General features: G+C 37.8%; 13 protein-coding genes and 1 pseudogene. 4 read left to right on the top strand and 10 right to left on the bottom strand.

Features of this window, described 5'->3' with window-relative positions; all coding sequences use genetic code 11:
- The first annotated feature begins 46 nt into the window (after positions 1-46).
- On the top strand, positions 47-481 hold the full coding sequence (locus tag HMPREF2988_RS12750; protein WP_002315298.1) for a GNAT family N-acetyltransferase: 435 nt from the start codon (positions 47-49) through the stop codon (positions 479-481).
- Between the two features lie 81 nt (positions 482-562).
- Here the strand turns inward: HMPREF2988_RS12750 and HMPREF2988_RS12745 are convergent, their stop codons facing one another.
- The 3 genes from HMPREF2988_RS12745 to recX form a co-directional block, all read right to left on the bottom strand.
- Positions 563-1,096, bottom strand: coding sequence for a nucleoside tri-diphosphate phosphatase (locus HMPREF2988_RS12745; protein WP_002310342.1), 534 nt, complete (start codon positions 1,094-1,096; stop codon positions 563-565).
- A gap of 93 nt (positions 1,097-1,189) precedes the next feature.
- Entirely contained in the window at positions 1,190-2,368 is a 1,179-nt protein-coding gene (gene mutY / locus HMPREF2988_RS12740) for an A/G-specific adenine glycosylase (RefSeq protein WP_002315299.1), read from the bottom strand.
- Complete coding sequence (recX, locus tag HMPREF2988_RS12735; protein ID WP_070770758.1) at positions 2,361-3,158, bottom strand: recombination regulator RecX; 798 nt, start codon at positions 3,156-3,158, stop codon at positions 2,361-2,363. The genes mutY and recX overlap by 8 nt, the downstream gene beginning before the upstream one ends.
- Before the next feature lie 106 nt (positions 3,159-3,264).
- On the opposite strand from recX, the gene rlmD reads away from it, so the two are divergent.
- Positions 3,265-4,647 carry a 23S rRNA (uracil(1939)-C(5))-methyltransferase RlmD gene (gene rlmD, locus HMPREF2988_RS12730; RefSeq protein WP_002343015.1) on the top strand — a complete coding sequence of 461 codons (1,383 nt, stop codon included), beginning with the start codon at positions 3,265-3,267 and terminating at the stop codon, positions 4,645-4,647.
- Between the two features lie 170 nt (positions 4,648-4,817).
- On the opposite strand, the gene HMPREF2988_RS12725 is transcribed toward rlmD, so the two are convergent.
- Both HMPREF2988_RS12725 and HMPREF2988_RS12720 read right to left on the bottom strand, forming a co-directional pair.
- Positions 4,818-5,396, bottom strand: coding sequence for a lytic polysaccharide monooxygenase auxiliary activity family 9 protein (locus HMPREF2988_RS12725; protein ID WP_002315302.1), 579 nt, complete (start codon positions 5,394-5,396; stop codon positions 4,818-4,820).
- A gap of 157 nt (positions 5,397-5,553) precedes the next feature.
- Positions 5,554-7,101, bottom strand: a complete 1,548-nt coding sequence (locus HMPREF2988_RS12720; RefSeq protein ID WP_024634798.1) for a fibronectin type III domain-containing protein — start codon at positions 7,099-7,101, stop codon at positions 5,554-5,556.
- Positions 7,102-7,377: 276 nt separating this feature from the next.
- Between HMPREF2988_RS12720 and HMPREF2988_RS12715 the strand changes: the two genes are divergently transcribed.
- Positions 7,378-7,848 (top strand): TspO/MBR family protein, encoded by a 471-nt coding sequence (locus HMPREF2988_RS12715; protein WP_002310332.1) that lies wholly within the window; start codon positions 7,378-7,380, stop codon positions 7,846-7,848.
- 117 nt (positions 7,849-7,965) lie between these two features.
- Here HMPREF2988_RS12715 and HMPREF2988_RS12710 read toward each other — a convergent pair whose 3' ends face one another.
- From HMPREF2988_RS12710 to HMPREF2988_RS13990, 5 genes and pseudogenes are all read right to left on the bottom strand, one after another.
- Positions 7,966-9,192, bottom strand: coding sequence for an LCP family glycopolymer transferase (locus HMPREF2988_RS12710; protein WP_024635874.1), 1,227 nt, complete (start codon positions 9,190-9,192; stop codon positions 7,966-7,968).
- A gap of 357 nt (positions 9,193-9,549) precedes the next feature.
- Positions 9,550-11,040, bottom strand: a complete 1,491-nt coding sequence (locus HMPREF2988_RS12705) for a Mur ligase family protein (RefSeq protein ID WP_070770757.1) — start codon at positions 11,038-11,040, stop codon at positions 9,550-9,552.
- Positions 11,041-11,077: 37 nt separating this feature from the next.
- A complete protein-coding gene (locus tag HMPREF2988_RS12700) occupies positions 11,078-11,317 on the bottom strand; it encodes a hypothetical protein (protein WP_038398791.1) in 240 nt (79 codons plus the stop codon).
- Positions 11,318-11,322: 5 nt separating this feature from the next.
- Positions 11,323-13,003, bottom strand: a pseudogene (locus HMPREF2988_RS12695) (hypothetical protein).
- 108 nt (positions 13,004-13,111) lie between these two features.
- Positions 13,112-13,303 (bottom strand): LPXTG cell wall anchor domain-containing protein, encoded by a 192-nt coding sequence (locus HMPREF2988_RS13990; protein WP_002315308.1) that lies wholly within the window; start codon positions 13,301-13,303, stop codon positions 13,112-13,114.
- Between HMPREF2988_RS13990 and HMPREF2988_RS13985 the strand changes: the two genes are divergently transcribed.
- Positions 13,283-13,712: hypothetical protein (locus HMPREF2988_RS13985; RefSeq protein WP_373887768.1), on the top strand; the 430-nt coding region annotated here is incomplete at its 3' end. The genes HMPREF2988_RS13990 and HMPREF2988_RS13985 overlap by 21 nt on opposite strands.

The following is a 13,712-nucleotide window of genomic DNA, read 5'->3' as shown; positions in this document are numbered from 1 at the left end:
TTATTTTATTTTCCAGTATACTATACGAAAGGAAGGTGGCTAGACCATGAAAGTTGTACAAACAAAAGATACAATGAGCGATATTTACTTAGATGCTGTAAGAATCAGACATCAAGTCTTTGTAGTCGAACAAGGTGTCCCTTTGTCTCGAGAAATAGATAAAGATGAAGCACATTGCATCCATTTCGTCTTGTACTCAGATAAAAAAGAACCGCAAGGAACTGTACGTCTTTTGCCTTTAGAAAACGGAAAAATGAAATTACAGCGAATGGCGATTCTTTCTGAATACAGACACCAAGGCTTAGGTAAGCTATTGATTGAAGAAGCAGAAACCTTTGCTAAGAATCAAGGCTATAATACGATTTTATTAGGAGCGCAGTCTACAGCGGAAGCTTTTTACGAAAAGCTTGGTTACATAGCTTACGGTGAGCCTTTTGAAGACGCTGGCATGCCTCACATTTATATGAAAAAGACTTTATAAAAAATTTTTCGAAAAAAAAAAAACAAAAAAACAGCAAGCTTTTGAGAAAGATTTCTCACTGGCTTACTGTTTTTTTTGCGTTTACTTACGCGACAATTGCTTGTAACGGTCATACCAAATATCAATATAGCCTTCTGAGAACGGGCCATCTCCATTATTGATCCAGTCAACCAGAATCTTCACATTTTCTTTTAGGATGAAGTCAATATCGTTCGGGTAATTCATCATTTTGCTGTGCATCTCGTACTCATCGACATCCAATAGTCGTTTCTCGCCGTCAGGAAACACCTTGATATCCAAGTCATAGTCGATATATTTCAAGGCCTCATCGTCCAGCAAAAAAGGTGAAGCTAGATTACAATAATAGGAAACCCCCTTTTCTCTGATCATTGCTATTACATTGAACCAGTATTTTTTATGAAAATACACAATCGCTGGTTCGCGCGTTACCCATCGGCGTCCGTCAGATTCAGTGACTAATGTGTGATCATTCACGCCGATCATAGAGTGTTCGCTTGTTTTCAATACCATGGTATCTCGCCACGTTCGATGCAATCTGCCGTCGTGCTTGTAACTTTGGATCGTCACAAACTCTCCTTCTTTTGGAACTCCCATAGCAACCCTTCCTTAAGCAGCATTTTGTGCTTTGTGTTTGGGTGTTCATTACACCGACATCATAATTATTATATCAATAAAAATGAGCTTTGCCTAGAAAGGATTCCTATTGTTTCGATTTTTCTCCAACTGTTCCACTAGTTTCATTTGTACCTTCGGAAAAACGACCGAATCAAATGCAGCAGGCTTCAACCACTTCGAAGTTTTGTTCTCGGTAAATTCCTGTTCTGCTTCCTCGGTTGCCCGTCCGTAAAAAAGGAGGACATGCCATTTCAGATGACTAAAGACATGAGTAACTTCTCCTAAATGACGTGTCTGCCAAATAAAAAGTTCCTGCTTTTCGAAGGGAAGCTCTTTTCCGTCTTCTGCTACTAGATCATCAAACAAATCGACTTCCCGTTTTGCTTCCCATCCTTTTTTCAATCGCTCGTACTCCTCTTGTGTCACTTCCACCATTGGAAATGTCCACATATTCGCTAGCAGTTTTTGGCTATCTCTTTCTTCAAAATAATACGCTCCAGAATGATTTTGAAGAGCCGCACTGATATAATAAACGTCTTTTGGCTTTGCTTTTTTTGTTTTTACAGGAAAGCTCGTTTGGATCCCTCGTTTGTTGGCTAAACAAAAGGCTTGGATCGGACAAGCTTCACACTTTGGAGAAGTTGGTGTACAGATAGCTGAGCCTAGATCCATCATTGCTTGGTTGAATTCACCTGGATACGTTTCATCAATGATTTTCCGCATCGCTTCATCAAAGATTTTCCTGCTGGAAGCTTTGGCGATATCTGCTTCAATGCAAAACAATCTGCTGACTACTCGCATCACGTTACCGTCAACTGCAGGTTCTGGAAGTCCAAATGCTATACTTGCTATCGCTCCTGTCGTATAGGGGCCTATCCCTTTCAATGAGCTGATTTCTTCAGGCGTTTGCGGCATTTTTCCGTCAAATTCAGACATGATCTGTTTAGCAGCTGCTTGGATGTTTCGGGCTCTTGAGTAATAACCAAGCCCCTCCCAAGCTTTTAAAAGCTTTTCTTCTGGAGCAGTTGCCAATTCTTCAATTGTAGGAAACCATTCCATGAAGCGATAGAAATAATCGATCACTGTATCTACTCTGGTCTGCTGGAGCATGATTTCAGAGATCCAGATACGATAAGGATCCCGATTGTAGCGCCATGGCAGGTTTCTTTTTTCTTGTTCATACCATTGAATGAACTGATCTTGAAATTCTTTTGTTTCTTCGTCTGTCCATTTTTCCCATTCTTTATTCACTTTCCTCTTCCTTTTCCGTAATGAATCGCTGGATCATATCCAAATCAAATCCTTTTTGATATAAGCTTTGCTTTACTTTTAGGTTTCTTTTTTTAGGTTCAAATCTTGAATTTCTTCGCCATAGTTTATCCCCTTGTTTGACTAAATAATCATATTCTGTTTCCTGGTCTACTTCTTGCGGAAGATCAGCCATCGCTTGTTGGATCACTTCTTGAGAAAAACCTTTTGTCATCAGAGTTTGTTGGATTTTCCGCAATAATTCTTTTTGGCTTTTCCCATGATTTTTTCCAAATATTTTTTCAGCCGTTTGACGTGCATTTTGAACTTGGTCTTCAACTGTATACTGGTCGAGCGCCTGTTCAATAGTCTCTGGTTTTAATCCTTTTTGCTGCATTTGCTGTGACAATTTTTTTGGACCTTTGTCACTTAAGCGCATATTCGTGCGCACATAACTTTCCCCATAGACCAAATCATTGACAAGATCCAATTCTTTTAAGCGGGCTACGATTTTATTTCGATCTTCTTGAAGGATTTCCTTTTCTTTTAAGTATGTTCGGATTTCTTTTTCCGACCGTAACTGATAGCTTAAGTAATTCATTGCTAGCTGAAATCCGAAATCAGCTCCACTGCTCTTCTTGATCTCTTGGATAGTTTCTTCGTCTAATTCCCGTCCTTTTAACAAACGATAGCGTACTAATACATCTTCAGATACTTGTAAAGCTTCTCCTTCAGATAAATCTACGCGATAGAAAGGGCCTTTGCCTTTACTGATTCTCGTAACGGTTAACATAAACATCCTCCTCGAACATATATTCTCTATCATACCATAGAAAATCCCCGTAATCAGGTATTATATGTTAGAATAAACCACAGAAAAAAGAAAAAGGGAGATACTTATGGCAGAAACAATTGTCAAAAATGGACAAACGGTTCCTTTGAAAATCAAGCGTTTAGGCATAAATGGCGAAGGAATTGGTTATTTCAAACGATTGATTATATTTGTTCCGTATGCACTACCAAAAGAAGAAGTACTAGTCAAAATCACGAAAGCAACTCCTCGTTATGCAGAAGGAGAATTAATAAAAGTCAAAAAACCAAGCAAAGATCGCGTAGTGGCGCCATGTCCTGTTTATTATGAATGCGGTGGCTGTCAATTACAACACTTAGCCTATCAAGCACAATTGGATTTTAAAAAGGATCTACTCTTGCAAGCATTGGAAAAATTCAAACCAGCAGGCTTTCGATCCTACCAGTTGTTACCGACGATTGGGATGGATGATCCATGGCATTATAGAAACAAAGCACAATTTCAATTACGAAAAAATAAACAAACGCAAAAGGCCGAAGCTGGTTTATATGAAGCAAACTCGCATCAGTTAGTTCCTATAACAGACTGTTTGGTACAAGAACCCCGAACACAAAAAGTGATGAATACTGTTGTTCAACTATTGAATAAATTTGATGCACCCATCTATGATGAACGGACAAACAGTGGTATTTTCCGCACGATCATGGTCAGAATCGGTGTCAAAACTGGAGAGCTGCAAGTCGTTTTTATTACTCGCAGTAAAAAATTCCCACAAAAAAACGCAATGATTCGTGAAATCAATGAACGCCTGCCCGAAGTTGTTTCGATCATGCAAAATGTCCAAGCACAAAAAACATCCCTCGTGATGGGGGATGAAACGATCCACGTATGGGGAAAAGAAGCCATTGAAGAACAAATCAATGAAGTGACTTTCGATCTTTCTCCTCGCGCCTTCTTTCAGTTGAATCCTCAGCAGACCGAACTGCTTTATGGTGAAGGAATCAAAGCATTAGATGCCCAGCCTGATGAAACAATCGTAGATGCTTATTGCGGAGTTGGTACGATTGGTTTAAGTGTAGCAAAAAAGGTCAAAGAAGTCCGAGGAATGGATACCGTTCCTCAAGCAATCGCTGATGCAAAAAGAAATGCGGAAAGATTAGGGTATCACAATACTCGATATGAAGTCGGTACAGCCGAACAAGTTCTACCTAAATGGTTGAATGAAGGTTTTCAGCCAGATGGTATCATCGTAGATCCGCCACGTACGGGTTTGGATAACGCATTGATTCAATCGTTACTGAAATTTCCGCCAAAAAAACTTGTTTATATCTCCTGTAACGTTTCTACACTTGCCAGAGATCTGGTCCATTTAAGTAAAAAGTTCAATGTTGAATATTTACAGTCTGTTGATATGTTTCCTCAGACTGCACGTTGTGAAGTCGTCGTGAAGATGACGAGACTTGCTGATTAAATGAGAGAAGGCGTGAGCCTGCCGTTCAGCTCCGAGTCACAAGGAACAATTTCAAAAAAGCTTTTCATGTTTGATGACTATTGTCACTTGTGACCGAGGAGTTGGCAGGCGAACACTGCTTATTCAAAAAAAGGGTTGTGACACGTTTTTTGTCACAGCCCTTTTGATTATTATTGGATATTCACGTCAATCACTTGATAGAATGCATTTGTCGTATCACTGATATTCCATACTGCTAAAATCACATTGTATCCTTTGCGGTCTTGAGGAAGTGTGATTGTTTGGTTGACTGTTTTTGGTGGTACGGTTGCTTTGTCGTCTATTTTTGTGATCAATTCAAAATCGCTAAATTTCAAAGGTTGATCAGGGTTCCAATTTGGCTTGGTAATGTAGTAATCCCAAGTACTTGTCCGATGTTGCGCTGTTAAATTCCAAGTAATATTCAATGTTCCTGGATTGACCATATTTTTATGCCATCTGTTAGATGTTTGTTCGTCTAAAGGTTCAAATCCGCTGACTCCTGCACTGGCGATTTTTCCATCAATGAATGTATTTTTGGTAGCTTCGATACTTTGCGGTTCCCATTGTGCTCTTCCGACATTTTGGTTTAGATTCCCTGCTGCTGATGTTCCTAGGTATGCACGACTTCCAGGAGAAGTAATATAACCGTGTGCGAAACCTGGAATGCTGAAACCGAACAACCCTAAACTAACTAACCCGATAAACAATAATGTACTAATCTTTTTCATGTAGAAACCTCCTTCATTTGATACACACATTGTAAACGCTTTATTATATTAGCGCAAACATTATGCTTTTATAATTTTATATTAAAATAAAAAGAAACAGGAGCTAAATAAAACTCCTGTTTACATTTTTTATTTATTTTTCATATATACCTATGAATCAAGAAATCTGTCTCCAAGGTCCCCATTCTCCAGATTCACTTGGATTATTGTTTTGAGTCCAGTACTTAGCTTCATAGATGATGCCTTCGTATACAACACGATCGCCAGCCATATAAACTTTTTCAGGATCCCATACTGGATATTCACTTTCATTGTCCGCTAATGTTGTAAACGTCAATGTTGTTTTATCCGAAATATTACCAGAACGGTCTTCTGCTGTAAGTTCCACTGTATAAGTTGTATTCTCTTTTAAATTCTCAAAAGTATACCGGGTATCTATTGTGCTTCTTTCAACTACTTCTTCGTTTCCAATCAATCGAAGGTTATACTTTTCAATAAAATCATTATCTGTCGCAGGCGACCAACTTAGCGCAGCACGCCTAGAGGTCACCAATTCTGCTTTAAAATTTTCTGGAATAGTTGGTTTTTCTTTGTCTTCTGGAAGAGGTGTGTCATCTGTAAAACGTTGTGCCACATTTAAAAATTCATACCGATTATTGACTTGTCCTTGTCCTCCATCGACCTTTGAATCTCGATTCATTGACCAGTAGGAAACCATCCCAATATTTCGTTCTTTTGCATGCTGAACGACTCGATTGAACATCGTTGCTGTAAAGTATGGATGAGCTTCGCTTTCAAATCCGATTGATGGAGTGGTTCCTAATTTAGCATATGCTTGTTCTGTCGTCAAAGTCGTTCCCATAAATCTTTGATAATACTCTTTTAACTGCACCATTGTATTATCCACAGCATCAAGCGACCCTTGGGCATAATCTGGTACACTGCTTCCGTAACACATCGTCATTAGATTGATATTTGTCAAATCCACTCCTGCCTCCAGATAAGCTTGTAACACTGCTAATCCGGTCGAAATCAGGCCAGTATCCATGACTGGCAAGGTCAACGTTACTTCTACACCAGTTGCTTCTTGAACTTTCTTTACCGCTTTTGCATTTGCCAAATTCTCTTCATATCCCATCGCAGCGGCTTCGACATCATAGTCTACACGTGTCAATCCATAGCCTTGGATAACTTCCATATAGGCATCATATAAAAGTGCTTGATTTTGAGTGACCTCCCAAAATGCTCCTGAATTCAGTCCGCCAAACGAAACAGCTACATCTCCGCCATTTTGACGTAATTCCCGGATAGATTTTTTGATTCCTTCATACTGCCATTCGTCATTATCAATCTCACTTAGACCATTAAAACCACCCCAAGCCCAATCAATTCGACCATTTCTAATACCTCTCGCCTGTAAAAAACCTAATTTAAAAAATTTCTGTCCTGTTTGTTGAGCAACAGCTGCTAAGTTCAATGCCCCATTATTAGATAGTTCTTCATCAGAAGAATAAGCAGTTATATCCACATAAGGAGCAACTACTTGTTTTGGCCACTCAATTCCTTGTCCTACTCCAAAATCGGGATTAGTCACTACTGTTTGTTCGATTGCAGATGATTCTTGTACTTGAATCAGCAATGCAGGAGAAAAAAGCATCGTGCTGAGTGCCGCCCCAGTAAGTACTTTGCGTAAACCTCTTTTCATATTTATCAACCTTCCTATGTATAATTTTTTACTTCAGCCAAGCTTTTATGTAATCGATTACAATATAGATTGTAACAGAAGTTAATAAGAAAATAACGAATTGTAAAAAACATGAGAATTATTTAATACGATCTTTTTCAAATTCATGATTCATATAAACAAATTTTTAACTTTTTTAAATAACAATATTTCTCCATTATTCTTACTTCACAAACTAAATACAGGTATTGCTGTGATTCTTCATGTAAAATATTATTATAGAAAGGAGTTAATAGAATGAAGATGATAAAAGATATTCGTTTTTGGGTTTGTGTTATAGGAATTGTCATATTAGGCTTTTTATCAGGATTGCTTAGCGGAAATCCTGGAGAATATTACTATTCTTTACAACTTCCGCCATTTGCACCACCTAGTTGGATATTTGGACCAATGTGGACCTTATTGTATATTTTGATGGGTATTTCTCTTTATTTGTTGCTTAATCACAACAACAAAAAACAGCGAAACAACCTTGTAGGTCTTTTTGTGATTCAGTTCATTTTTAATTTCATATGGACTGCTCTATTTTTTAATTTAAGAAATATCTTCGTTGCAGCAATCGATATTACACTTTTGGTTATTTTCTTGTCAGTGCTTATGTATCAATTATGGCTACATCATCGCCTAGTCATGTGGCTCATGATTCCTTATTATTTATGGGTTCTATTCGCAACTCTACTGAATTATTCGATTTATTTTTTAAACTAAGTGCTAATAAATGAAAACTTGTTAAAAAGTATATTTAACACATAGAAAGAGTGCCACCTAAGTTAGATTTTATTGTCTAATTTAGGTGGCACTCTTTATTAACCAAACTATTTTTTTCTAGTACCCACTTGTTGTTCCATACTCATTATTCTGGTCATAACCATAACCATTTTGTTCCTGTCCAGCATAAGGATCATAACTTTGAGTATCTTGACTTGGTGTATAGTACTGACTTGTATCTTCTGTTTGCTGATAATAGGTATTCGGATCTTGGTACTGATCATAGGTGTTTTCTGAATAGGAAGAATAATCAGTGTATCCTTCACTATTCGATCCATCACCGGTTGTCGAATCGGCATCTTCCGAATCATCAAAGAACATCATTGAAGCATTCTCATTTTTCAAATTAGGTAATGTGTCACTTGTTTTGATATTTAATTGTTTCTTCAGTTCATTTTGAATCGAAAGAAGATCGTTTTGTCCTAAAATCTGATAGTAGACTTCATTGATCATTTGACCCTCACCTTGCAACTGGTCTTGTTTGATCGTTTCGAATGCTGCCGTGTAATTCGTTGCTACATCAAGCATGTCATCCCAATTCAAGTCCGTTGTCACATTGTTTTCGACTGCTTTTAAAATTTTTCTATAATTGCTTACGCCATCTAAACTTAAAACTTTATTGACGATTTTCGTCACTACTTCCCGCTGACGACGTTGTCGCCCGATATCTCCTTCTGGATCTTCGTGTCGCATTCGGGAATAGGCTAATCCTTTTTCTCCATCCAATGTTTGTTCACCTACTGGTACATGGACACCATCCAACGTAAAGTCGATTTTATTATTCACTTTGATGCCGCCGACCGCATTGATCAAATCTTCCATACCGTCCAAATTGATGGTTACATAATGATCAATAGGAATATCAAGCAGTTGTTCAATTGAATCCATGGCCATTTCGACGCCGCCAAATGCATAGGCATGATTTAATTTATCTACCGTTCCATACCCTACGATATTCGTATAAATATCTCGGTCCAAACTGATAATCGTTGATTTTTTTTGTTTCGGATTAACGGTTACTACCATCATCGTATCAGAACGCCCTTGTTCTGTTCTTCCTAATCCACCGGTATCTAAACCTAATAGCAAAACCGAAAACGGTTCTTTGTCATCAATACTTACTTTCTCAGAACGTTTGGAAGATATTCGATTAGAGTTTTTAGATATTTTGTTTACTGTTTGGCTCGCTTCTCCCATAAATCTGATACCGTATGCTGATAATCCGGCTATCAGCAAAACGAGTATACCTAATAAGGTTAATAGAACTTTTTGCCATCGCTTCATAGTACACCTCTGTCTCACATTTTCTAAAATATTGTCTCATACAACTGTTCAATCAGCAAATTCACTTTTTAATCATAAGAAAACTTTAAAAAATAATTCTTGTATAATAACCGTTCTTTTAAAAATTTTCTCAAAATTCTTAACTATCATACCACACCACGAAAAAGTTCGAAAGCCCGAATATACGCAGTTTACAACCGTTTTATCTTTTTTTATGCATTTTTTGCTAGAAAAATTGAACAACCAGGTATTTCACAAAAATAGGAGTGTGACATCGACCTGCCACACTCCTTTCCCGTCATTTTAACGATTCCTCTTTACTCTGTTCAGACTAACATGGCGTTTCCCTAATACCTTCTATAAAGTCTGACTTTTCATATTATGCTTGTTTCCGATCTGACGCACATATTTGCCGATTTCATGAAAATCACTTCCAGTAACTGATCCTTTTGCTAAAACTAAACTGTCTTCTATTAGTTTTGTTTCCAGATCATTGCATAATTCCTGAAGTGAATCGAACCATTGAAGCCGATCATCTGTTTTCTGTCCTTCTTCAAAAAGCAATTTAAAATGTTCCCCATAACCATAAATATGCGTGGCAGCCGATTGGTTTAACTCCTCTTGTACAAAGCGGTGGATTTGCTTTGTTGAATCGCCTAAATCAGCGATTTGTCCAAGTATCAAGACTTTATTTCCTTTATAAAATGGTTGTATCCCATCAAAGTAATTGATTGCATTTTTCATGGAAGGCAATGAAGCGTTATGCGTATCATCAATAAAGGTGAAGTCTGTCCCTGTTTCTGATGTATAAATCGTACGTTCCAATATCTTAGGTAGTGGTTTGAATGTCTCAAATTTTTTTATATATGGAGAGATCTCTTTTTTCAGTTCTTTTGCTACAATCAACGCAGCCAATGAATTAGCGATCATCCCTTCTGAAGAAACTGCAAGTTTCAATAAAATATCTTCTCCGAAAAAAGAAACTAGGACTTCGCAATATTCTCTTTTTTGTGAGATTTGTTTCACAAAAACATCTCTTGAAGCATCATGTAATGAATAGACCACTATTTTGCTGGTTCTTTTCTCAGCAGCGCTTACTAAAATTGAAAATTCTTCTTTTCCTATATCTCCATTGATGATGGCGATTCCATCTTGTTTCAGGCCTTCGAAAATTTTTGCTTTATGCACTGCTACTCCTTTTGTATCTTTTAAAGAACTAAGATGTGCTTCTCCAATCGAAGTCACAATAGCAATATCTGGTTGTATCAAATTAGACATCGACCCTGTATCATATGAATTCAAAGCATTGACAGAAACTTCAAGATTCAAGACATCAGGATTAGAAAGTAATTTACTCATGTATAATGGAACAGCAAACCGAACGTTGTGGTTTCCCCTGTTTTCCAAAACTTTCTCTTCTTGAAGCAAATGAGTGATCATCATTCGCGTAGAAGTCTTCCCTGCTGACCCGGTAATCGCAACAACCGGATTTACAAAACAGGACCGCAATTTCGCGGATAATTCCAATAAAAATTTCCAACTGTCTTCTACGATGAACTGTGGTGTCGTCACTGACGGATCCATGATTGGTTTTTCAGTAACGATCACACCAAACCAATTTTCTTTTCCGATGATTTGTTCATTTCCATCTCGCCATTTCACGACCTTTCGATTGACGTAACTCCTTCTTTCTGGCGAAACACAAACAAACATCGTATCAGAATAATCCATGTTTCGTTTTAAGTGGCCTGAGAAATATTCAACGTCTTGGATATTTCTATCTAAATCTCCATATTTCTTTAAATAATGGCCATCCATATCAACTAATAATGAATGTATAGAAGTCATAATTCTCCTCCTGTTTTTCTTGTTTTTTCTATATGGCTTACCACCTGCCTCTTCTTGGCCTTGCTTGGTTTACATATCTGGAGGCATTCGGTTCGATCCTTTTCGGAGAATCATCTTGATCCACTTCCCAAGGATACAACCCTTCTTCATTTTTCTTATATTGACTTAAATCTGATTCTTTCAGATTATTTTTTTGATCATTTTTCCGACGTATTTTAAGCCCTAAATAGAAAACACCAAATGCAGCTAATGCAGCAAAGCGAATGAATCCAACCATTCTTCTCACTCCTTCTTTTGATCATACATTCGATAGTTAATCAATCCTGATAAAAAGTGCTCTGCATCATCGATCCTCATACGAAAACGATCATGACGTGCAAAAAAGCCATATTTTATTGTTTCTGGTTCTTTGAAGAATTGAGCAAATTCAGGGAACATGACCCCAGTAGTAATCTCATGTCTCACCCTTTTTTTCATTACTGTATTTATTCTTTCTTTTACCTTATAGAAGTCAGTTTCTTCAGCAAAAATCGTTTTTCTCCACGTGCTGAACTCCAATTTTCTCATCATTTTTGAAGCAGCGACAAGCAATTCCAGCATCGTAGGATAAGCAGTATCTCTTTTATCAATAAAGTCGATATTATCTAACGCATTTTTTATACCGAAGCGATAATATTCTTCTGTCTGGCTATGTTTCAGCATTTCATTGGTCGCATAACTTAACCAATGATCATGATACTTTTGATAGTCGTTCGCTACGAACTGGTCCATCAAACCTTGACATATAGCAAAAACTTCTTTATTGCCTAAAATCTCATATGCTCGAAGCAAAGAGAATAAAATTTCACCATCATAATAAATGATCCGAAATTTTTCTTTCGTTTCTAGTTGTGCATTAAGTACATGAATCGTTCGATGCTCATTTGTTAAAAATTTAGCGGAAACAGTTTCTATCAGACGATTTAGGATTGGAACGTATTGTTCATCACCTGTTTGTTGGATGTATTTTGAAAAAGCTAAGATTGCTGTAGCCTGTGCTCCTAGCTTATATTCAATCTCTGTGTTTAAATAATCCTTGATAAAAAAATAACCGTCAGTCTCCGAAGTCAGATTTTCAATCCCCCAAGATAAACCTTTTTCAACATCTAAGAGCATTTTTTCATCTGAAAAGTATTCTGCTGCTTCGGCTAACGCATATAAAGACGAAAAGTGTCTCACGGAATTGTAACCTTTAAGCAGTTGATTATAACAAGGATAATATCCGTAAATAAATTTCCCTGTAGCAGTTAGCTGGTTTTGTAGATACATACTTCCTTTTTCGATCACTAAATTTGTTATTTCTGATAAATTTTCATATGAAACTTCCCGTAAGTAATTTCCATTACCGTAATCTTTCAAAGGATAAATATGACCGTCTTCAAAATAAAAAGATTTTGTTTTAAAATAATAGAACGCAGAACGCTCCAAGTAGCTGAGATCTGTCTCTTCACGACCATACTTGCGTTTCACATAACTGCGGTAATTTTGAGCGTCGATTCTTAAATCAGGAAGATTCTTCCCAACTTTATGTGTTTTACTAGGTTTGATGATCGCATTTGCTACCAGTTCTTCTTTTAAAAAACTTCTTTTTTCTCAACCCATCGATTCTCACATTGAAATCAATGTAATTATTTCTTCTGATTTTTTTTAAGCGCTGTATAAACTGTTCATAGTTGGTTTTTTCTTCTTCAATAGCAATATCAATTCTTAAATAAGTCGTCTGATCCAGCTTATTGACATGGTAAGCTGTCAAAAAATTCCGCCAAATCATATCAAAATTACTGCCGTAGAATTCAAAGATCTTTCCTCTATTCGTAAAATCTCCTGTAGAGACGATCAACAATTGTTTTGATACATTTGTTTCAATTGTTTCTATCATTTCTTTGATTGCTGGCAAATAGCTTTCTTTTGTCTTAACTAGCACTCAATCACCTCATATTAAAAAGAAGTTGCGGCAAACAAAATCTGAACATCCGTTTTTATCAAAAAATCATAGATACGGAACTGCTTGCCGCAACGGCTTCTTTCTTAATTATTCATTGTTATCTGTTTTTTTATTTTTTTTGATTTTCCAAATTCCTAAACCAGATAGTGTAGACAGAGCTGCTCCTAACCAAGAAAGTGAACTATGAAGTGTCTCAGCAGTTTTTGGCAAGGATTTCGGTGTAGAACCACCTGTAGTACTTGGTTTTGGTGTATTTGAATGACCATGTCTTATTGGCATCTGGCCTGGATCTCGATCATGAGAATGTATGTCTCCCATTGGATGATTAACATCAGCGTCAGCATCGGCGTCAGCATCCGCATCGGCGTCAGCGTCGGCGTCAGCATCGGCATCGGCATCCGCGTCGGCATCTGCATCTGCATCGGCATCCGCGTCAGCATCCGCATCCGCATCCGCGTCAGCATCCGCATCGGCATCCGCGTCAGCGTCCGCATCTGCATCGGCATCCGCGTCAGCATCAGCATCGGCATCGGCATCTGCGTCGGCATCCGCGTCCGCATCAGCGTCAGCATCGGCATCCGCGTCAGCATCAGCATCCGCATCCGCGTCAGCATCGGCATCAGCGTCGGCATCTGCATCAGCGTCGGCATCAGCATCCGCGTCAGCATCGGCATCCGCATCGGCATCA

This window comes from Enterococcus sp. HMSC061C05, from assembly GCF_001814765.1.
In the GTDB taxonomy this organism is placed as follows: Bacteria; Bacillota; Bacilli; order Lactobacillales; family Enterococcaceae; genus Enterococcus_B; species Enterococcus_B lactis.
The sequence above is the reverse complement of the archived record's forward strand: the minus strand, read 5'-3'. Positions and strand labels throughout refer to the sequence as shown.